The sequence below is a fragment of the uncultured Senegalimassilia sp. genome (assembly GCF_934630535.1).
Classification (GTDB): Bacteria; Actinomycetota; Coriobacteriia; order Coriobacteriales; family Eggerthellaceae; genus Senegalimassilia.
Genome location: NZ_CAKTVU010000002.1, coordinates 110,752 through 130,364, shown reverse-complemented (window position 1 = coordinate 130,364; position 19,613 = coordinate 110,752). Strand labels below are relative to the sequence as shown.

General features: G+C 64.0%; 17 protein-coding genes and 1 pseudogene. 10 read left to right on the top strand and 8 right to left on the bottom strand.

Annotation, left to right across the window (positions count from 1 at the left end; genetic code table 11):
- Positions 1 to 11: 11 nt before the first annotated feature.
- On the bottom strand, positions 12 to 998 hold the full coding sequence (locus Q0D52_RS02125) for an AraC family transcriptional regulator (protein ID WP_294379876.1): 987 nt from the start codon (positions 996 to 998) through the stop codon (positions 12 to 14).
- 168 nt (positions 999 to 1,166) lie between these two features.
- Between Q0D52_RS02125 and Q0D52_RS02120 the strand changes: the two genes are divergently transcribed.
- Both Q0D52_RS02120 and Q0D52_RS02115 read left to right on the top strand, forming a co-directional pair.
- Positions 1,167 to 3,062: an ABC transporter ATP-binding protein gene (locus tag Q0D52_RS02120; protein ID WP_294379875.1), complete on the top strand. Its 1,896-nt coding sequence runs from the start codon at positions 1,167 to 1,169 to the stop codon at positions 3,060 to 3,062.
- Positions 3,059 to 4,819, top strand: coding sequence for an ABC transporter ATP-binding protein (locus Q0D52_RS02115; RefSeq protein ID WP_366930321.1), 1,761 nt, complete (start codon positions 3,059 to 3,061; stop codon positions 4,817 to 4,819). The genes Q0D52_RS02120 and Q0D52_RS02115 overlap by 4 nt, the downstream gene beginning before the upstream one ends.
- A gap of 265 nt (positions 4,820 to 5,084) precedes the next feature.
- Here the strand turns inward: Q0D52_RS02115 and Q0D52_RS02110 are convergent, their stop codons facing one another.
- Positions 5,085 to 5,522 carry a DUF2442 domain-containing protein gene (locus Q0D52_RS02110; RefSeq protein WP_294379874.1) on the bottom strand — a complete coding sequence of 146 codons (438 nt, stop codon included), beginning with the start codon at positions 5,520 to 5,522 and terminating at the stop codon, positions 5,085 to 5,087.
- An 11-nt stretch (positions 5,523 to 5,533) separates the two neighbouring features.
- Positions 5,534 to 5,788 (bottom strand): DUF4160 domain-containing protein, encoded by a 255-nt coding sequence (locus Q0D52_RS02105; protein ID WP_294379873.1) that lies wholly within the window; start codon positions 5,786 to 5,788, stop codon positions 5,534 to 5,536.
- A 507-nt stretch (positions 5,789 to 6,295) separates the two neighbouring features.
- Here Q0D52_RS02105 and Q0D52_RS02100 point away from each other — a divergent pair.
- The gene (locus Q0D52_RS02100) at positions 6,296 to 6,910 is read left to right on the top strand and encodes a LysE family transporter (RefSeq protein ID WP_294379872.1); all 615 of its coding nucleotides are present in this window, start codon (positions 6,296 to 6,298) and stop codon (positions 6,908 to 6,910) included.
- Between the two features lie 183 nt (positions 6,911 to 7,093).
- Complete coding sequence (locus tag Q0D52_RS02095) at positions 7,094 to 7,246, top strand: LuxR C-terminal-related transcriptional regulator (protein WP_294379871.1); 153 nt, start codon at positions 7,094 to 7,096, stop codon at positions 7,244 to 7,246.
- 506 nt (positions 7,247 to 7,752) lie between these two features.
- Here Q0D52_RS02095 and Q0D52_RS02090 read toward each other — a convergent pair.
- The 3 genes and pseudogenes from Q0D52_RS02090 to Q0D52_RS02080 form a co-directional block, all read right to left on the bottom strand.
- A pseudogene (locus Q0D52_RS02090) lies at positions 7,753 to 8,010 on the bottom strand (DUF5692 family protein); the annotation flags it as partial.
- A gap of 103 nt (positions 8,011 to 8,113) precedes the next feature.
- Entirely contained in the window at positions 8,114 to 8,815 is a 702-nt protein-coding gene (locus Q0D52_RS02085) for a cytochrome c3 family protein (RefSeq protein ID WP_294379870.1), read from the bottom strand.
- A gap of 25 nt (positions 8,816 to 8,840) precedes the next feature.
- Positions 8,841 to 10,484: an FAD-binding protein gene (locus Q0D52_RS02080; RefSeq protein ID WP_294379869.1), complete on the bottom strand. Its 1,644-nt coding sequence runs from the start codon at positions 10,482 to 10,484 to the stop codon at positions 8,841 to 8,843.
- Positions 10,485 to 10,889: 405 nt separating this feature from the next.
- Between Q0D52_RS02080 and Q0D52_RS02075 the strand changes: the two genes are divergently transcribed.
- Complete coding sequence (locus Q0D52_RS02075) at positions 10,890 to 12,371, top strand: helix-turn-helix transcriptional regulator (RefSeq protein ID WP_294379868.1); 1,482 nt, start codon at positions 10,890 to 10,892, stop codon at positions 12,369 to 12,371.
- A gap of 266 nt (positions 12,372 to 12,637) precedes the next feature.
- On the opposite strand, the gene Q0D52_RS02070 is transcribed toward Q0D52_RS02075, so the two are convergent.
- Both Q0D52_RS02070 and Q0D52_RS02065 read right to left on the bottom strand, forming a co-directional pair.
- Positions 12,638 to 13,624 carry a DUF5692 family protein gene (locus tag Q0D52_RS02070; RefSeq protein ID WP_294379867.1) on the bottom strand — a complete coding sequence of 329 codons (987 nt, stop codon included), beginning with the start codon at positions 13,622 to 13,624 and terminating at the stop codon, positions 12,638 to 12,640.
- Between the two features lie 126 nt (positions 13,625 to 13,750).
- Positions 13,751 to 14,338 (bottom strand): TetR/AcrR family transcriptional regulator, encoded by a 588-nt coding sequence (locus Q0D52_RS02065; RefSeq protein ID WP_294379866.1) that lies wholly within the window; start codon positions 14,336 to 14,338, stop codon positions 13,751 to 13,753.
- A gap of 363 nt (positions 14,339 to 14,701) precedes the next feature.
- Here Q0D52_RS02065 and Q0D52_RS02060 point away from each other — a divergent pair, with 363 nt between their 5' ends.
- From Q0D52_RS02060 to Q0D52_RS02040, 5 genes are all read left to right on the top strand, one after another.
- Complete coding sequence (locus Q0D52_RS02060; RefSeq protein ID WP_294379865.1) at positions 14,702 to 15,283, top strand: cytochrome c3 family protein; 582 nt, start codon at positions 14,702 to 14,704, stop codon at positions 15,281 to 15,283.
- Positions 15,284 to 15,337: 54 nt separating this feature from the next.
- Positions 15,338 to 15,829 (top strand): FMN-binding protein, encoded by a 492-nt coding sequence (locus Q0D52_RS02055; RefSeq protein WP_294379864.1) that lies wholly within the window; start codon positions 15,338 to 15,340, stop codon positions 15,827 to 15,829.
- A gap of 14 nt (positions 15,830 to 15,843) precedes the next feature.
- Complete coding sequence (locus Q0D52_RS02050) at positions 15,844 to 17,691, top strand: FAD-dependent oxidoreductase (protein WP_294379863.1); 1,848 nt, start codon at positions 15,844 to 15,846, stop codon at positions 17,689 to 17,691.
- Positions 17,692 to 17,700: 9 nt separating this feature from the next.
- Positions 17,701 to 18,417 carry a hypothetical protein gene (locus tag Q0D52_RS02045; RefSeq protein WP_294379862.1) on the top strand — a complete coding sequence of 239 codons (717 nt, stop codon included), beginning with the start codon at positions 17,701 to 17,703 and terminating at the stop codon, positions 18,415 to 18,417.
- Positions 18,418 to 18,502: 85 nt separating this feature from the next.
- Complete coding sequence (locus Q0D52_RS02040; RefSeq protein WP_294379861.1) at positions 18,503 to 19,435, top strand: FAD:protein FMN transferase; 933 nt, start codon at positions 18,503 to 18,505, stop codon at positions 19,433 to 19,435.
- The last annotated feature ends 178 nt before the right edge of the window (positions 19,436 to 19,613 follow it).

Sequence of the window (19,613 nt, the reverse complement as noted above, 5' to 3'; positions counted from 1 at the left end):
CCTCTCCCCGATCACCCCTCCCGCGCATCGCGCCATTCGGTGGGGGAGACGCCGGTTGCCTGCTTGAACGCCTGCGAGAACGCCGAAGGTCGTGGCCAACCCAGGCGCGCCGCCACGTACGCAACCGAATCGCCGCTTGCAAGCAGGACCTTTGCGCGTTCGATTCGGCGCGTCTTCGCGTATCGCCCGATGCTTTGCCCCGTCTCGCGCGAGAACGCCGCGCATAGGTGCGAGCGGCTCACGAACAGCATGCTCGCAAGCTCGTCGAGGCCGGGCGCGCGTCCCTCGTCGAGCATGCGCTCGATGGCGGCCTGCGCCTCAAGGGCAAGTCCGCCGCACTCGCGCGACGAAGCGCCGCACCGCGTGCTTCCGTCACCGGCACATGACGCGGCAAGCTCAGCCACCATCTGCTCGACGCGCGCCTGGATAAGCAGCGCCGAACCCGGCCGATATTGCGGCCCGGTGCCCAGCAGCGCCGACATGATGATGCGCGATTGCGCCTCGCCCCACGCGCGCCCGAACCGCTCGAACATGCCCGAGAACGCGCCCGGCCAGCGCAAATTGAGCTCCTCGAAAAACTGTGGAAGAAAGCAGATGCAGCGCGACGAATACAGGCCTCCCCGGCGCAGCGTGCCGGAAAACGAGCCTGCAGGCTGCACGAACGAGTACAGCGATCCGTCGAGCAGCGCGCGCGGCCGGTCGATCATCCGCGGCATGGTGGCCTTCGAATCCTCCGACACCATGCACACGCACGCATACGCGCTCTCGGGCGACTCGACCAGCGCCATATCGCGCTCCATATACACCTCGTGGCTGAACGCGATGCAGAAATCCCCGACGGGCATGCCCCACGCCGACCCTCGGCCCCACGTGCTCCGACTCGTGCCCGACCAGCCCTCGCCGTTGCGGCGGACGACGATCCCGAACTGCTCGAGCTGCGGCTCGTACAGCGAGCGAACCGCGCGCGGGATGGCGTTGTAGGCGGAAACGTCGGTCATTCGGATTCGTCTTTCATTGTTTCGGTTTCGTGCACGCGCTCAGCGGGAATGTTTGCCAAGGCTTCCTTGCATGATAAGTTACGCGAAGATAACTAGCAAGGGGCATTCCGCGCTGGCAAAACGCTCAAAACGCGTCGCGCAAAAGCCCCAAGAAGGGAAGCAACGATCATGGACGAAGAAGCAGCCCACCCAACACCTCGTCAAAACGTCGGTGAAGCCGCCGACCCGCCGGCAACCCCCGCACCCACTCCCAGCCGCAAACGCAACGACATCGCCCAGCTCCTCGACTTCGCGGGCGGCAGAAAGCCGCTCACGTACCTCGGCCTGGCGCTCAGCGCTTTATCGCAGCTGCTCGGCTTCGTGCCCTACATCTGCATCTGGCTTGTCGCGCGCGACCTCATCGAAGTCGCGCCGAACTGGCAGGCTGCGCAAGGCATCGCCGCTTACGGCTGGTGGGCCATCGGCGGCGCGGTCGCCTCGATCGCCGCCTACTTCCTCGCGCTCATGTGCACGCATCTGGCCGCGTTCCGCACGGCGTCGAACATGCGCAAGCAAACCACCGAGCACCTCATGCGCCTGCCGCTCGGCTACTTCGACACGCACGCCACCGGCGAGCTGCGCCGCGTGATCGACGGCTGCGCCGCCAGCACCGAATCGCTGCTCGCGCACGTGCTGCCCGATGCGGCGGGTTCGATCGCCATGGTGGTCGGCATGCTCGCGCTGCTGTTCGCCTTCGATTGGCGCCTTGGCCTTGCGTGCCTGGTCCCGGTCGCGATCTCGATCTGCTGCCTCATGACCATGATGACCGGCAAGGGCATGGAGTTCATGAAAAGCTACATGGGCGCGCTTGTGCGCATGAACGAAACCGGCACCGAATACGTGCGCGGCATCCCCGTGGTGAAGGTGTTCCAGCAGACGGTGCACTCCTTCAAGGCGTTCCACGACGCCATCGCCGATTACGCGCGCATGGCGCAGGATTACGCGGGCACGTTCTGCCGAAAACCGCAGGTCCTTCAGCTGTCGGTGCTCAACGGCCTGGTGGTGTTCCTGCTTCCCGTGGCGCTCATCCTGGCGCCGGGCGAAGCGGATTTCCCCGGCTTCGTGGCCGACTTCGCCTTCTACGCCATCTTCTCGGCGGTCATCCCCACGGCCATGGCGAAGCTCATGTTCATGAGCGAGGCGTCGCAGATGGCGGGCGACTCCCTCGGCCGCGTGCGCGCGATCTTGGAGGCGAAGCCGCTCGAGGCCCCCGCGAACCCGCGCCCCATCGAAGGCGGCGACGTGTGCTTCGAGCACGTGTCGTTCGCTTACGAAGGCGCCGAAGCCAACGCGCTCGACGACGTCAGCTTCGAAGTCCCCGCCGGCACGACCCTTGCGCTTGTCGGCCCGTCGGGCGGCGGCAAGTCGACGTGCGCAAGCCTGGTCCCGCGCTTCTGGGACGCCACTGCCGGGCGCGTGCTCGTCGGCGGCGTGGACGTGCGCGACGCCGACCCGCACGAGCTTATGGACAAGATCGCGTTCGTCTTCCAAACCAATCAGCTGTTCAGCCAAACGCTCGAGGAAAACGTGCGCGCAGCCAGGCCCGATGCCACGCGCGGGCAGGTGCTGGCCGCGCTGCGCGCCGCGCAATGCGACCAGATCGTGGCGAAGCTGCCGCAGGGCATCGACACGCGGCTGGGCGCCGGCGGGGCGTACCTGTCGGGCGGCGAAGTGCAGCGCGTCGCCCTCGCCCGCGCGATCCTCAAGGACGCGCCCATCGTGGTGCTCGACGAGGCCACGGCGTTCGCCGACCCCGAGAACGAGGCCCTCATCCAGCGCGCGTTCGCGAAGCTGGCCGAGAACCGCACGGTGATCATGATCGCCCACCGGCTCTCGACGGTGGTGGGCGCCGACCAGATCGTGGTGCTCGACCAGGGCCGCGTGGCCGAGCGCGGCACGCACGCTGAGCTGGTCGAAGCCGGCGGGCTGTACGCCTCCATGTGGGCCGACTACGAGCAGGCCGCAAGCTGGAAGATCGCGGGCGCACAGGCGGAAGCGGTCACTATGAAGGGAGGTGAGGCATGATGTTCGCCTCGTTCAAGAAGAAGTACTTCCTTTCCGACAAGGGCATGTCAGGCGTGAAGCGCGGCGTGTTCTGGACGTGCGTCACGAACCTGGTCACCATGGCCGGCATGGCGTTTCTGTTCCTGGTGATGGACGGGTTCGTGAAGCGCCTGACCGAAGGCGCCGACCTGCCGGGCGCGGTGCCGTTCGCCATAGGCCTTGCGGTGTTCTTCGCGGCGCTGCTGCTGTCCAATTGGCAGCAGTACTACTACTCCTACTGCATCTACTACGAGGAATGCGGCAATCAGCGCATCGAGATCGCCGAGCGCCTGCGCAAACTGCCGCTTTCGTTCTTCGGACGCCGCGATCTGGCCGATTTGACCGAAACCATCATGGGCGACGTTCAGGTCATGGAGCACGCCTACAGCCATGTGCTCGGCGAGCTGTGGGGCGCCGTGATCTCGACGTCCATCGTGTTCGTGGGCTCGCTGTTCTTCTGCTGGCAGCTTTCGATCGCGGCGTTTTGGAGCGTTCCGGTGGCTTTTGCCCTGCTGTTCGCCACGCGCAAGCCGATGAAGCCGGTGTTTGAGCGCAATAGGATGGCGAAGCTGAAGGTGACGCAGGGCATCCAGGAGACGCTCGACTGCGTGCGCGAGATCCGCGCCACCAACCAGGAGCGGCACTACCTGGCGGGCCTGAACGCCACGATCGATGCCACCGAGCGCGAGTGCGCGAAGGGCGAGCTGACCAACGGCCTGCTGGTGAACACGGCGTACGCGATCTTGCGCCTGGGCATCGCCACCACGCTCATTGCGGGCGCGGCCCTTATCGCCGCAGGTCAGATCGACTTCATGGTCATGTTCGCGTACCTGTTGATGATCTCGCGCATCTACGCCCCGTTCGACCAGGCGCTCGCGCTGGTCAGCGAACTGTTCGCCTCCGAGACGTCGGCGGCGCGCATGCGCTCGATCATGGAGGAGCCCATGGCCTCGGGCGCGGCCGAGTTCGCGCCGGCGGGCCACGACATCGAGTTCGACCACGTGGCGTTCTCCTACGGCGCCGGCGACGACGGGCGAGCAGGGGAGCGCGTGCTGGCCGACGTGAGCTTCACGGCACGGGAAGGCCAGGTGACGGCGCTGGTGGGGCCCTCGGGCTCGGGCAAGTCCACGTGTGCGCGCCTGGCCGCGCGGTTCTGGGACGCCACGGGCGGCACGGTGCGCGTGGGCGGCGTCGACGTGTCCACGGTTGATCCCGAAACGCTGCTGCGCGATTACGCCATCGTGTTCCAGGACGTGCTGCTGTTCGACGACACGGTGATGGGCAACATCCGCCTTGGCCGCCGCGACGCCACCGACGCCGAGGTGCTTGCCGCTGCGCGCGCCGCGAACTGCGACGATTTCGTCAGCCGCATGCCGCAGGGCTACGACACGAAGATCGGCGAGAACGGCTCCAAGCTCTCCGGCGGCGAACGTCAGCGGATCTCGATCGCCCGCGCGCTGTTGAAGAACGCGCCCATCGTGCTGCTCGACGAGGCGACGGCCTCGCTTGACGTAGAGAACGAAACCAAGGTGCAATCTGCCCTTTCAAGGCTGCTAGCAGGCAAAACGGTCATCGTGATCGCGCACCGCATGCGCACGGTCGAAGCCGCCGACAAGGTGGTCGTCCTCAAAGACGGCCAAGTAGCCGAGCAGGGATCGCCCGAGCAACTAAAAGCAGCCGGCGGCCAATTCGCCCGAATGATAGCCCTGCAAAGGGAAGCCGAAACCTGGCAGCTGTGATCCGAGAAGCGGCGGGGCAAGCCCCGCCGCCGACGTGAACAGGGGACGGAGGTGCGTTCGCGCAGGGAAAACGGTGCAGCTGCTCTTCCATTATGCGATCCCCTGCCTTTACAAGGAATCCGCCATTTAGCCGATTCCTTGCGATCAAATCGGTAGTTTCGGCGGAAACAGCCTGTTTTCAATACAAGGAAGTCGCGAAATCGCAACTTCCTTGTATTAGCTGTGCTATGAACAGAGGGATGGAAGTGCGTTCACGCGAGGACGGTTATGCGCTTATGGGGTCGCCGTATTCTCGCGACATCGCGCTGCGGTTGACCACCCATTGCTTCCCGAACTTGCGAGCGTCAACTCCTGGGACGATCTTCCCGTATGCGATGGCCTTGCGCAGCGTCGACTCGCTCAGGCCCCACAGCTCGCTTGCGTCGGAGAAAGACATGAGACCATCGAAGGGGGTCACGACTTCCGTGCCCTCCTCCCAAAGCTCGTCGCAGGAGAGGTCGAGATCGTCATTCCAGATGATGCCGTAACCGCCCTGGTCGACAGCCACGCTGCCGAAGAGAGCCTCGTCCTCTAATGTCTTAAAAGCGGCAAAACGCTGCTCGAGGGGCCTGACGTCGTAAATCTTGGTGGTGCCGTTTGCGAACTGCACGCTCAGCTTCATATCGGGAAGAGCCGACACATCCTTTACCTTGTGGAACTTCATCGCATACCTCCTTAATCGAGAGGGTCAAGCTTCTTGAATTCCTGCGTCTCCCACATCTTTAGCAGTTCAATGCTGTGGATGCTGATCCATTCGCGCACCATATCGGCGGCGCGGGAGGGCAGGTAGCCGTCGATTGCTTCGCCTGTCCTAATATCAAAAGCGGCAGTGTCTTCTCCGTAAATCGCGTGAATGTGTGGAGGATTGTGCTCCGATCCCAAAAAGTACATTCGAATTACGATTCCGTAAAACCTTGCAAGTGTAGGCATTGAATCTCCTCTCAGCGTATCAATGGTATCACGGTATCGTGATATTGTCGAGCATCATTAAGGTGAATCGCGAAGGTCGGCTCTGTTTGCTGCCAAAAAACGCGCGAGTGCGTGTTCGGGGGGCTAGAGGTAAGTGCTCAGATAATTTGCTATTGAGAGCATATCCCGATAGTGAGGCGTAAATCTACGTATTTTAGCCCGTTGGGCGCAGATAATGCCCAGGATTGCCTAATAGCGTCCTCGCGCCTACACGCACTCGTGCACTTTTTGCCAGCAACCCTCCGTAACCCCTCCCAATCTTCAATCTACGTAGCTAATCTTCAGAAAATATTGAACATTACATTGAAACATTGAAGATTGCCGTCATTTAGAATGAACAGGCGAAGCAGCTCGCCCCGCTCGCCCCGCCTTCGCGTCCCATGCCCGCCTGCGCGCTCATACGCTATCATCAGCAGCGTCGTATACCTCGCGATGCTCCGGGCCTTGCTCGGGCGGTAAGGGATATCGGTGGACTTGCTATCCGTGTTCATCCAGGGACTGACGTTGGGCTTGGCGTATCTGGCGCCCATCGGGATGCAGAACCTGTTCGTCATCAACAGCGCCCTGAGCCATAGGCTTGGCCGCGCCATGGCTACCGCGCTCGTGGTGGTGTTCTGGGATGTCTCGCTGGCCCTGGCGTGCTTCTTCGGCGCCGGCGCGCTGATGAGCGCCGTCCCGTGGCTTAAGAACATCGTGCTGGGCCTCGGCGGCGTGCTGGTTATATGCATAGGTATCGGGCTCATCAGGTCGGAAGCGGACCTATCCTGCGACAAGGACGTGAACCAGCCCTTCGCGAAGATCATCCTGGCATCGTTTGTGGTGACATGGCTGAACCCGCAGGCCATCGTCGACGGAACCATCATGCTGGGCGCTTTCAGAGCCACGCTTCCTCCAGGCAGCGACCCGCTTTTCATCGCAGGTTTCGCAACTGCCAGCTTCGTATGGTTCAACGCCCTGGCCCTCATATCGAACCGCCTGGGCAGCAAAATCAACGTGCGCGTTCTCACGTGGGTGAACCGCATCTGCGGCATCGTGATCATCCTATACGGTCTCAAGCTGCTCAGCACTTTGGTGCAGCTGTAAGCGAAAGAGCTGGCGAAACAAGCGGCTATCGCGGAATCTGGCACGACGGCGCCTCCCGCTACTATATCGACGGAAATGCCGTCGAAAACGGCCGCGTCCTCGTTTTGCGCTACGACGAGACAACCGGCAAATACAGCGGCGAAGGGCTGAGATAACGCAGCGCGCCGCCAGCCAGCTACCTGGTTGCCGCTATCCGGACGCAAAGGGCGCACGAAGTCCTACATCGCGGAAACGCTGTACCTCACGGAGAACACGGTGCGCAGCCACGCGAAGCGCCTCTACACCAAGCTGGACGTGCATAGCAAGCAGGAGCTCATGGACCTGGTGGAGGCGTAAGCGGTAGCGTGCCGCAGGCGGGTTTCGGTACGATTTTGAGCTTTCTGAATCGGTTGGAGCGTTAAACGCTGCGGAAAATTCGGAATCGTGCCAGGGTGGCACGAAATGCAAGATTCCGGATACGGAAAGTCGGGAATCGTGCCACCCTGGGCGCTCAAGGCGTGTAAGGGTTGTGCCTTCTACCCGGCCAGCAAGGCGTTGTCGGCAAGCAAAGCGTCGACGATTAGCAAAGCGCTCGGCGGTCGGCAAATCGCCACGGCCAACAAGGCATCGACGGTCAACAAAGTGCTACGGCCGACAAGGCGCTCGGCAGCCAGCAAATCGTCATGGCCGACAAGGCGCCTGGCGGCATCGCGCTTTCACGACCTTGCACTCGATCGCGCGCAGCGGGCCACCCGCAAGGTGCAGAGGATAGCGCAAACGCCCGGCCCGTGTTCGCGGGCTGGGCGTTTGTGTTTAGGGTATATTCGATTCGCGCGTTACTTGCGTCTATCGAGCGGCTTCCGTTACGAAGCCACGTCCTCGCGGCGTGCCATGGCCTTCTCGTAGTCCTTCGTTCCCACGAACACCTCGTGCTTGTAGGGGTTGACGCCCAGCTTCTTAGCGCGGTAGGCCACGTAGCCCACGGCGGCCACGTTCGCGGCCAGCGCCAGCACGCTGATGACCAGGTTCACGTCGGGGTTGTTCACCGATTGCACGGCGAAGATAGAGTCGTTGGCGAACATGGGCACCACCTGGCAGAACATGCACCACAGGCTCAGCGTGTAGGTGCGGTTCTAAATCAGCGCAACATAAGGAGCTGGGAAGGTCAACCTTCCCAGCTCCTTATGCAAACGGGCCGTTCGCTATCAGCTCATTTTCCGACCGTTAGTCGTTGATGCCGGCTGCTTCCTCGAGCAGCTTGCTGTCGGTGTAGCTCAGCCAGCCGTCGGGCACGACTGCGTCGGTGTGGCACTGCGTGCAGTAGTTCACGCTGGCGCGGTGGGCCTTGTGGCACGTGGTGCACTTCTGCTCGCCGTGTTGCGGGGTGTGCGGGTTGATCTTGCCCATCCACGCCGTCTTCTTCTCCAGCTCGTCGCGGCCGTAGGGGTGGCAGCTCGAGTTCATGCAGAACTCGTCGGAGTTCTCAAGGCCGCGCGCCTCCACCAGCTGCGTGGCGGTGCGCTCGCCAAGCGGGCTGTCGTAGTTGCCCGACACCCATTCCATGCCCTCGGTCATCTGCTCGTCGAGCTGCGGCACGTGGCAGTCCATGCAGGTCTTGCCAACCTGGTTGTGCACGGCTGCCAGCATGCTGCCGGCGTCCTCCACCTCGTTGCCCCACTTGTCGGTTGCCGGCTCGCCCGGCGTTGCCTCGAACGTGGGCAGGTACGGGTCCATGGGATCGTGGCAGATGGCGTTGCAGAAGCTCGGCTGCTCATGCCACACCATGAACCCGGCGCCCGCCACCACCAGCACGGCCACGACGCAACCCAGCGTGATGCCCAGGCGCTTGCGCTTGTCGGTGCACTTTGCGGCAGGCTTGGCGCCCGCTTCCTGCGCCCCGACCATCTTCTCGTCGTTATCGCTCATTGCGTTTCCTCCTTCGTGCGCTGCTTTACGCGATGCCCAGGACGTTGCGCACGGCGATGCGGCCGAACGCGCAGCATTCGCCCAGGTTGCCGCCGCCGTTGTACATGTCGCACCACACGCTGCCGAACTCGCCGGCGCTGTACAGGTTGGGGATGACATCGCCGTTGAGGTCGACGATCTGCGCATGCTCGTTGCGGCGCGGGCCGCCGTCGGTGTTGAGCATGGTGGTGGAGCAGTGGCAGGCATGGAACGGAGCGCCCTTGATGGGGGTCAGCGTCTTCGCCGGACGGTAAAACGCCGGGTCGCTGCCGGCCTCGCAGTACTCGTTCCACTGTGCGACGGTCTTCACCAGTTCGGCCTTGTTGATGCCGGCCTTGTCCGCCAGCTCCTCGATGCTGTCGGCGGTGTAGCCGTAACCCTCGCTGGACGGCTCGAAGTTCGGGGCGGTGGAGTAGGCCATCATCTTCTTGTAGCCCTCGTCGTCCAGGATGTACCACGTGGTCTTGGGCATGGGCAGGTGCGGCCATTCGCCGCCGAACTGCATGTGGCCGTGGCGGCTGCCCACGTTGATGTTGAGCGGGTTTTGGTCGATGACTTCCCAGTCGTGCTCATGGTCGGAATCCCAGTCCATGAAGAAGCGGCGGCCGTTCTCGGCCACGGTGATGCCGAACTGCTTGGGCGTGCGCATGGTCACGTCCTCGCCCTCGATGGGGGAGACGCTGGTCCACATGCCGGCGCAGCTGTTCATATGCCACATGTCGGCGCCGATGCGGGCGCAGATGTAGTGGCCGTCGCCGGTGTTCATGCGGCCTGCGATGCAGCGGGCGGTGGCGGCGGACAGGTAGTCGGCGCGCATCTGCTTGTTGTTCTCGAAGCCGCCGCAGCACATAATGACGCCCTTGTTAGCCTTGACGTACACGGTCTGGCCCTCATAGGTGTACACGCCGCCGAGCACGGTCTTGGTCTCGGGGTCCTGGATCAGCGCGGTCAGCGGGGCGTTCAGCTTATGCGTGATGTTGTCATTGTTTGCGAACACGGAGTTCACGAACTTGATGACGTGGTCGTACTTCTCGTCCTTGAAGAACAGCACGCCCAGGTTGTAGCCGTGCGGCAGCTCGGCGTACTCGGGGTAGCAGGTGTCGCCGGTGCCGGGGTGGAAGTGCGTGGTGGCCTTGATGTAGCTGTCCTTGAAGCCCGGCAGACTCTCCAGCCACGTGCGGTTCTCATGGATGCCCTCGGCGAACGCGTCGAGCACGGCGTCGGGAGTGTTGTCCATCTCGCCGCGCAGCTCGTAGAGGTACTGGCGGAAGCCGTCGGCGTGTTCGTCGTCGGTCCACAGCACGCGGCCGGCGGAAAACGGGCTATCGCCGTCGCCGAGCACGAGCGCGCCCTTCTCGAGCAGCAACGCCTTGGCGCCGTTGCCCTCGGTGGCAACGGTGGCAGCGGCCGCTTGACCGGCCAGGCCTCCGCCGACGATGAGGACGTCGGTCTCCTCGTCCCAGTCGATCTCGCCGATAGACTGCGCGAAGTTGTTCTTGTTCTCGGCTTTGCCCTTGGCGGAGCATCCACCCAGAGCGCCAGCTGCAACGCCGGCCAGCACAGTGGCGCCGGCAGCCTTGATGAAGTTGCGGCGCGATTGCGTCAGGTTCAGACCATCGGTCAGTTCCATTTTCGTCCCTTTCCTTGTTCCTGCTTCCAATGCGGTGCCGCGCACCGCAGAAGGATGGTTTCCCGCGCTCGTTGACGGGACGAGCGCGTTGCTTTGCCGCCAGGCGCGGAGGGTTCGGGGGCGCTGCCGCATGCGGCGGCTCTGCTTGCGCTTCCCGTGCGCCTGACTTCCATCGCGGAAGAAGATACGCTGCGAAGGGCGGCGTTTCTTCACCCGCAGCTGGTGTAGCGGGTGCGCAGAAACGGGTGAAATCGTGCTACCCGAAGCGGGTGATAGGCACGTTTCCCCAGGTGAGAAGCGTAAGCGGGGATTGGTTTGCGAACGGGGGCGACGAAGCCTTGCGCGTCTTGCCTGCGCGCGCGTGCTATCATGCTCCGCAAGAAAAAAGGGACGGGGAGGACCACCATGGCAAGCGGGAAAACGAACACTGCTCAGGGGGCGAAGCGCGGCGCAGCGGGCAACGCGCGCGTGTCCGCGCCTGCTGAGCGGGTCGCCAGGGAGGCAGCTCGCGCAAGCGCGCAGGGCGAGGGAAGGCTGCGCTGGGCTTCCATCGGCATATGCTGCACGCTTGCCTGGGCCTTCCTGATCAACGCCGCCAGTAGCGCAACGCCCGGCGGCGAGCTGTCGTGGCAGGCCTCCTATTTGGTGCTGGCCGCGGCCATGGTGGCGTTCGGCGGCATCGCACACAAGGCGCCGGCGTTTCTGGAGTCCGCCGCGGCCGGCTACATTGCCGCGGGCCTGGGAGCTGCGGGGTCGGCGGTGCTCGTGCTGTCGTTCTCCACGCCGGTGCTGGCGTTCGCGCAGACCCCGGCGACCATCTTGTGCTCGTGCGTGCTGGGCTGGCTGTACCTGCAGTGGGGGCAGTTCTACGTGCGGCTCAACATCCGTACGGCGGTCAGCTGCCTGTTCATCGCCAACATCGCCGGCTCGCTGCTGAAGTGTCTGGCGCATTTCAGCCCGCTGCCCCTGGAGTGCGCCATCACCATGGTGCTTCCCGTTGCGTCCATGCTGCTGTGCCGCATGGCGCTCATCGACGCTCCGCGCACCGGCCGCCCGGCCGTGCGCTTCGAGTCGCACAACCTGTACGGGCTGTGGAAGGTGGCCGCCGCCGTTGCGGCCCTCAGCTTCGTGACCGCGTTTCTGGTGGGGAAGTCCTACGGCAACCAAAGCTCCGCCCCCGCCGACGTGTTCCTGCTCGGGCGCGCGTGCGAGGTGGTTATCTCCGCCGTGGTATTAGGCCTGGTCATCGGGGCAAAAAAGTCGTTTAACTTTGCGCAGCTGTGGCGCATCGTGCTGGTGCTGCTGGCCGTTGACGTGCTGTGCCAGGCGCTCCTACCGCAAATCAGGGCGATTCGCTGCGTTGAGAGCAGCGCTTGGGACCTGTTGGTGCTGTTCACCTGGCTTACCGTGGCCGATATCGCGAGACATGCGCAAGCCGACCCGCCGATGGTGTTCGGTGTGGGCTGGGCGTTCTACACCGCGTCGTTTGCGGTGGGGTCGATCGTGGCCGGGGCGCTTGCGGCGGCCGATATCGACGTGGCCACCACCACGGTGCTCATGTTCGCGCTGGCGTTGGTGGGCACGTTTTGCCTGGAGCTGCGCGACCAGGACACGAAGTGGATCTTCGCCGAGCTTTCCGGCGAACGCGCCAGCGCGCCGGAGGACCATCGCAGCATCGACGAGCGCTGCGACGCCGTCGGCCGTGCGCACGGCCTGACGCCGCGCGAGCTTGAGGTGATGAAGCTGTTGTGCAAGGGCCGCACGAAGTCCTACATCGCCGAGACGCTGTATCTCACGGAGAACACGGTGCGCAGCCACGCGAAGCACCTGTACACCAAGCTGGACGTGCACAGCAAGCAGGAGCTCATGGACCTGGTGGACGCGTAAACGGTAGTGCGCCGAAGGCGAGCTTCGGCACGATTTCGAGCTTTCTGAATCGGTTGGAACGTTGGACGCTTCGGAAAGCGCGGAATCGTGCCGAGGTGGCACGAAACGCAAGATTCTGGATACGGAATGTCGGAAATCGTGCCAACCCTGAACGCGACGGGACGCCCGGAGGGAGTGAAAGGTAGCGAAAAGCCCAACCTGCGTTCGCGGGCTGGGCTTTTACGTTTAGGGTATATTCGATTCGCGTCCTACTAGCAGCAGCGCACTTACGCAGCCACGTCCTCGCGGCGAGCCATGGCGCGCTCGTAGTCCTTCGTTCCCACGAACACCTCGTGCTTGTAGGGGTTCACGCCCAGCTTCTTGGCGCGGTAGGCCACGTAGCCCACGGCGGCCACGTTCGCGGCCAGTGCCAGCACGCTAACGACCAGGTTCACGTCGGGGTTGTTCACCGACTGCACGGCGAAGATGGAGTCGTTGGCGAACATGGGCACCACCTGGCAGAACATGCACCACAGGCTCAGCGTGTAGGCGCGGTTCTGGATCCAGCCGCCCTTGTTCCACAGCATGCCGGCCACGGTGGGGGCCAGAAGCAGCGCCAGGCCGCAGTACCAGGAGTGCGTGGGCAGGCAGTTGTAGGTGTAGCAGAAGTTCCAGATGTCGTAGGAGATGATGAACACCCACGTCATGTCGGGCCACAGCATGTCCTGCTTCTTCTTGGACGTGTAGATGCCCCACCAGCCGGTCATGACGAAGATGTTCAGGAGGCCGGCGATGCCGTTGAACACGTTGTGCCAGCCGCCGTACAGGGTGACGCCCTCGGAGGACACCCACGTGGTGCCGAACGCGCGCACGGCGCTTTCGAAGTCGCTGACCACGGCGATCAGGATGTTGATGGCCACAATCACGAACGGGAAGCACTTGAACCAGTCGGCGTTGCCCAGCTTGCCCCAGTGGTACTTCAGAATCATGAAGCCGATGCATCCGGCGGTTGCCGCGTAGAGCTTCGCGTAGTGGAACCAGCTGTTCATGTGCAGGTACGTCGGGTTGTTCAGCGCCCAGTCGGCACCGGCGGCCGCGCCGGCGTAGATGGCGATGAAGTAGCCGGTCAGGATGGCGGGAATCACCAGGAAGCAGGTGATGCCGCCGGCCTTCGTGCGTCGTGCGACCTCATTGAACCCGATGAGCGCGAGAAACACCACCACCCATCCGATCCACTGGTAGACGGCGGTGTCGCCGTAGACTTGGAACAACATGATGACCTCCCTTGAGTCGATACGCTCTCGCATCCGGCGTTTCGGGCGCACGATGCCCGGGGCCGCTTGCGATGCCCTTTTCACCAGGCGTTTTGCCTGGTTGTTCCCTGTGTTGGCTGGTAACCGTTAACCGTTTTGCACCGGTTTTCGCTTGGCTTCACGCTCCATGTGGAGCGTTTGTGCGATGATGTCGCGCAGCACCTCGTCGGGCGCGTCGCGGTGCGTTCGCACGTAGCCGCAGATGCCCATGATCAGTATGTAGAACGTCTCGTAGACGTGGTCGATGTCGATGGGGTGGTTTTGCGCGTAGTCCTGCACGGTGGTTTCCACGAAGTAGGCGGCCATGCGGTCGGCCACGCGGTTGATGAACTCCAGGTACAGCGACGCGTTCTCGTGCGTGTCGAGCGCGCGGCGGAAGCTGGAGTGCTCGAAGACGCCCACGCGCATGACGGTGACCACGCCCGCCAGGCTGCCCTCGATGTCGCCCGGGGTGCGCTGCTCGTTCCATAACTGCAGCGACTCGATGTAGTCGTTCACGAAGTCGTCGATGACCGCGGAGGTGACCTCCTGCTTGTCGCGGAAGTAGTGGTAGAACAGCGACCGCGCCACGCCGCAGCGTTCGCTGATGTCCTTCACCGTCGTGGCGGACAGGCCCTGCTCCTCGTAGAGCTGCCGCGCCGCGTCGACGATCTGCTGCCGTCTTTCGTCGCTCATCCGTGCCACCTCCCCTTGGTGCGCGTTTGCTGCGTTGCGCGCTGCATCCCCCGTGTCTTTAAGGGCGTGTGTTGCTGCGCGCGTTTGCCGCGTGGTGCGCGCCGTACGCGTTGCGTTTCCGGACGCGCGTCCGCGGTGTGCAGGCGTTTCCCCAGGTGTGCGCTTTGTTTTCCCCTTGGCGCGCATCGCGTTCCCCTTTCCCCTTGGGTACTTGCGATGGCCATAGCATACGGGGTGCGTTGACGCAGCGTCAATGAACACATTTGCAGAAACGTCAAACATTTTATGGAAAAATCTTGCTACTATGCAGCCATCACGTTCACAGGTGCAACGAAAAGCATGCAAGTGTGAAAGGAGGGCGTGATGGAGACGAACGAACAGGCGAAGGCGAAGGGTGGCAAGCGCCGCCGGGCTCCCATCGTATGCGCGGTGGTGGCCGTGGTGCTCGCGTGTGCCGGCGGCGGGTTCTACGTGTGGCATAACCAGCCCAGTTTCTGCAACGCGATCTGCCACGAGCCCATGGACTACTACGTGAACGGCTACTACGGCGAGGGCGATGCGGCCCACGCGCAGCTTGCCGTGGCACATCAGCAGGAGGGCGTCACGTGCCTGCAGTGCCATGAGGCCACGCTTGAGGCCCAGGTCAACGAGGGAATGGCGTGGGTTTCCGGGTCGTTTGAGACGAACGACGACGGCAGCTTGGCGCCGCAGCTGATCACCGCGGACAAGCAGCAGTGCGCGACCGCCGGGTGCCACGACTGGAACGACGTAGTCGCCGCCACCGAGAACTGGGGCGGTCAGGCGGGCGTGAACCCGCATAGGTCGCACCAAGGCGAGGCCATCGATTGCAGCAACTGCCACAGCGTGCACGGCCAGTCGGTCATGTACTGCAACACGTGCCATAGCTGGGAGGTGCCGGAAGGCTGGAGCAGCCCGGCCAAGTAGCGCAGATCCGCTTGCCGCATTCGGGCAAGCCGGTTTCGGAAAGGAAGGACCGACATGAGGAAGACGACAGCAGCGGCCTGCGGCGCGACGGCGCTTGTGCTGGGGCTTTCGGGTTGCGGCGCATCGTTCGAGGGTTCGGGGTCCAAAGACGCCGCAAGCGCCGAGCAGCTGGCCATGCACTCCGACGATCCATGGGACGCGGTGGTGCAGATCGACCCGGTCAAGAAGTGCGACACGCCGTTGCGCGACGGGGTGTACACGGGCACGGGCAAGGCCATGGCCGGCAACGTCACCGTCACGCTCCTGGTCGACGACAATCGCATCATGTGCCTGGAAACCGCCCAGGACGGCGAGACGCAAAGCGTTGGCGGCTTCGAGGCGGTGCGCGACGGCACCTTCGCCAAGATGATCGAGGCCGCGCAGGGCTCGGACATCGACACCGTCAGCGGGGCCACCATCACCACCGCGGGCGTGAAGCAGGCGGTCGACGACGCCTTGGGCCAGGCGGCGGAAACGTCTGCCGACCAGGCGAAATCGGGCAACTAGCGAAAGGGGAGGACATGAGCAAGCACGATAGCGAAGCGCGCGGCATCACGCGCCGCGGCTTTCTCAGCGCCGCCTGCGCCGTAGTGGGCGGCACGGCGGCGACGGCGGCCATGCCCGCGGCGGCGCTGGCTGTGGAGCAGGGCGTCATCGGCGATTGGTCGGCCGACGGCTCGAAAAACGTCGCCGTGCCCGATAGCGCCGCCACCAACGGCAGCGGCTTGGACGGCACGTACCGCGAGCACAACGCCGCGGCGTTCCCGGCGAACGACGCCACGCCCATCGCCCCGCGCGCGGTCCCCGAGACGTGGGACTACGAGTGCGACGTGTGCGTGGTAGGCGCGGGCGGCGGCGGGCTGAACGCGGCCGCGCGAGCCGCAGAGCTGGGCGCCGACGTCATTTGCGTGGAGGCGCTGGGTTTGCATGGCGGCAACGCGCAATCCGCGGGCATGTGCGGCATCCTGGGCGGGTATTCCGGCCAGAACAAGAAGCACTTCGCCTTCCCCAGCTACCCCTTCGACGCGCAGGCGCTGACCGATTGGGCCATGGACGAGTACCATTACGCGGCCGACCCGAAGCTGATCTACAAGATCGCCAGCGAAGGCGGCAAAAGCCTGGACTGGATGGCCGACTGCGGCGTGCGCTGGCGTTTGGGCGAGGTGCCGGTGTACGTGGCGCCGAAGAACTCCACGCTCGACCATCACGTGCTGAAGATGAAGGACGCCACCGATGCCATGTTCGCCTTCGGGCAGAGAAGCGGCGTGCGCTATAAGTTCCAGTGCCCGGCAACGGCGCTCGTGCGCGATGATTCGGGGCGCATCGTGGGCCTGGTGGCGCGCGAGGATTTCGACCATGAGGTGTACATCCACGCCAAGGGCGCCGTCATCCTGACGGCCGGCGGCTTCTGCAACAACAAGGCGCTGCTGGAGAAGTACATCCCCACGGCGGCCATGGGCTGCGCGTCAAGCTACCTGGTGGGCGGCGAGACGGGCGAGTGCTTCCGCATGGGTCTGGGAGCGGGCGCCGACGTGTCGGGCTTCAACAGCTCGGCCAGCTTCGACGGCGGCGTTGATTGGCAGGCGGAAGGCGGCCAGTGGGCGCGTTTCCTGTACGACGGCATGACGCAGCTTTCGCGCCAGCCGTGGCTGACCATCGACCGTTGCGGCAACCGCCTTCGCTATATGGACAGCCGCGTGGCCGAGGACGGTGCGAACGCCATTTACGCCCTGGGCGACTTGGCCACCATCCAGATGACGCCTCCGGGGCATCGCAGCTACATCATCTTCGACGCCGATTACGAGGATCACCTGGCGGGGTTCGCGCAGGAGCATTGCCGCAAGTTGATTACGCCCGACCTGGAGCAGATCGACAAGGTGCCTGAGCATTACCGCGACTGGCATCACGGCGTGCAGGACGCCATCGACGCCGACGTGCTCAAGCGCCGCGACACGCTTGAGGAGCTGGAGGCCGACCTGGGCTTCGCGCCCGGCGTGCTCACCGATGCGGTGGCGAAGTGGAACGAATGCTGCGAGCGCGGCGAGGACGACTTCATGTACCCCATGCCGCCCGAGTGGCTGCACGCCATCACGAAGCCGCCGTTCTACGGCTGCCGCATCGGCGGCAACCTGTACGGCACGAAGGCCGGCCTGCTGATCAACGACCAGATGCAGGTTGTGGGGACGAACGGCCTGGTCATCCCTGGTCTGTACGCCGGCTGGCACACCGCCGGCGGCGCGTGCGGCGAGAACAGCTACATCGGCGACCCGATCTTGGGCTCGCTCATGGGCGACGTGGGCCTGGCGTTTTGCGGCGGGTACCTGTGCGGCACCTCGGCCGTGGAGCACGAATTGCAAGGCGCGAAGTAGGGAAGGGGCGTGACGGAAATGAAGGATTCCATGCGCACGATGGCGCGACCGTACGCCATCTTGTTCGCCATCGCGCTGGTGGTGGCGCTGCTTGCCCGCATCGGGCTTGCGGTGATGGACGGCGCCGGGTGGCTGGCGTACGACTACATCTCGGCGTCGGGCGTGCCCATGCTCGATGTGATCTGCTCGATTTTGACCGGCTCGGCGTTCGTGGCGTTTCTGTTCGCGGCGGCGCTCACGCTGATGGTGTCGGCGGCCGGCGCGGTGCTGCAGGCGGTGCTGTTTGCGAAGGGCGTCGAGGGCGCCGGCAAGCCGGCGGCGGCGTTTCTGTGGGGCTGGGCCGCGGCGGCGGTGTCGCTGGTGTGCCTGCTGGTGGTTGCCAGCGGCATTTTGAGCGGCGTGCAGGTGGGTTCCATGAGCAGCAAGCTGCCGGGCGCTGGTGCGCTTGTGCTGGCGGCGGTGTGCTTCACGGCGTTTCTGGGCACGCTTCTGGGTGCGTCGTCGCAGGTCATGTGCGCGTGCATCTCGCGTGCCGGCGGGCGTGCGAGCTGGAACCTGGTGGGCGCTGCGGCTGTGTGCGGCGCCGTGGTCATGGTGCTGACGGTGCTCACGTTCGCGGCTATCAACACGGCAAGCCCGAACATGGCGGCCGTGGGCGGCCTGCTGGCGGTCGACTGCGTTGTGAACGTGGCGCTGCTGCTGGCGGCGGGCAAGTTCACGAAGTAGGGAAGAAGTGCGAGAGGGGCTTTTGCGGGAGCGCAAAAGCCCCTTTTCGGCGTTGTGCGGGCGAGTTTTTGGGAGGAGGCGTGTTGTGCGCGAGCTTGGTTCCGTGACGTTTCGGGCGTTCGATACCGTGTGCGCCGTGTCGGCCGATGTCGATGCGGCGGCGTTGCGCGGGGTCGAGGCGCTTTGCGCACGATATGAGCTGCTGCTGAGCCGCTTCAACCCAGATAGTCGGCTGTTCGCACTTAACGTTGCGGCGGGCAAGCGGATCGATGTGGGCGAGGAGCTTGCCAACGTTTTGCGTGCTGCGCTGGGATATTGCGAGCGCACGGACGGGCTGTTCGACATCACCATGGGAGGCGTGTGCCGCCTATGGGATTTCAAGCGCGGCGTCGTACCAGATGGCGCCGCTATTGCCGAGGCGCTTGCGCACGTCGACTGGCGCAACGTGCAGGTCGAAGGGACGCAGGCGCGCATCATCGACCTGCAGGCAACGATCGACCTGGGCGGCATGGCGAAGGGATATATCGCGGATAGGGTGATTGACCTGCTGAAACGCCGCGGTGCAACCAGCGGCGTGATCAACCTGGGCGGCAACGTGGCATGTTTGGGCGGCAAGCCCGACGGCAGCGCATGGAGCGTAGGCCTGCGTGCGCCCGTCCCTTCGGGCGGCAGCTTGCAAGCCGCATCGTTCACCAGCGTTTCCGTACGCGGGAAGTCAGTAGTGACCAGCGGCGTCTACGAGCGTGCCTTCGTGCGCAACGGTCGCGTGCTCCACCACATCCTGGACCCCCGAACGGGCAAACCAGCGGAAACGGACGTGCTATCCGCGACTGTCATAGCCGACAAGTCAATCGACGCCGACGGCTACACCACCGCACTCATCATCATGGGCGCCGACGAAGCCCTAACCTTCGCCGAGCAAACCCCCGGCATAGAAGCCATCCTCCTAACCACCAATGCCCACCTACTGAAAACCACCGGCATGCAAGGTGAAGACGTGCAACTGCAAGCAGGATAACGGACATAGTTAAAATAACCTGTCTTGCTACTAGCGAACATACGTTCCAGTATAGTATACTGGCTGCATCCACCGAGCCAGTACGGGCGCATCAATTCAGTATAAGTCGATGCCCATTGCTACGTTTGTCTCCGGAACGTACCTAAAGCCCGTAAGATCCTCGCAATCACGGAGTTTC

What these genes read in the sequence shown, in the direction of transcription:
- Q0D52_RS02125 (WP_294379876.1), bottom strand. Translation starts at nt 998, where the DNA reads ATGACCGACGTTTCCGCCTACAACGCCATCCCGCGCGCGGTTCGCTCG.
- Q0D52_RS02120 (WP_294379875.1), top strand. Translation starts at nt 1,167, where the DNA reads ATGGACGAAGAAGCAGCCCACCCAACACCTCGTCAAAACGTCGGTGAA.
- Q0D52_RS02115 (WP_366930321.1), top strand. Translation starts at nt 3,059, where the DNA reads ATGATGTTCGCCTCGTTCAAGAAGAAGTACTTCCTTTCCGACAAGGGC.
- Q0D52_RS02110 (WP_294379874.1), bottom strand. Translation starts at nt 5,522, where the DNA reads ATGAAGTTCCACAAGGTAAAGGATGTGTCGGCTCTTCCCGATATGAAG.
- Q0D52_RS02105 (WP_294379873.1), bottom strand. Translation starts at nt 5,788, where the DNA reads ATGCCTACACTTGCAAGGTTTTACGGAATCGTAATTCGAATGTACTTT.
- Q0D52_RS02085 (WP_294379870.1), bottom strand. Translation starts at nt 8,815, where the DNA reads ATGAGCGATAACGACGAGAAGATGGTCGGGGCGCAGGAAGCGGGCGCC.
- Q0D52_RS02080 (WP_294379869.1), bottom strand. Translation starts at nt 10,484, where the DNA reads ATGGAACTGACCGATGGTCTGAACCTGACGCAATCGCGCCGCAACTTC.
- Q0D52_RS02075 (WP_294379868.1), top strand. Translation starts at nt 10,890, where the DNA reads ATGGCAAGCGGGAAAACGAACACTGCTCAGGGGGCGAAGCGCGGCGCA.
- Q0D52_RS02070 (WP_294379867.1), bottom strand. Translation starts at nt 13,624, where the DNA reads ATGTTGTTCCAAGTCTACGGCGACACCGCCGTCTACCAGTGGATCGGA.
- Q0D52_RS02065 (WP_294379866.1), bottom strand. Translation starts at nt 14,338, where the DNA reads ATGAGCGACGAAAGACGGCAGCAGATCGTCGACGCGGCGCGGCAGCTC.
- Q0D52_RS02060 (WP_294379865.1), top strand. Translation starts at nt 14,702, where the DNA reads ATGGAGACGAACGAACAGGCGAAGGCGAAGGGTGGCAAGCGCCGCCGG.
- Q0D52_RS02055 (WP_294379864.1), top strand. Translation starts at nt 15,338, where the DNA reads ATGAGGAAGACGACAGCAGCGGCCTGCGGCGCGACGGCGCTTGTGCTG.
- Q0D52_RS02050 (WP_294379863.1), top strand. Translation starts at nt 15,844, where the DNA reads ATGAGCAAGCACGATAGCGAAGCGCGCGGCATCACGCGCCGCGGCTTT.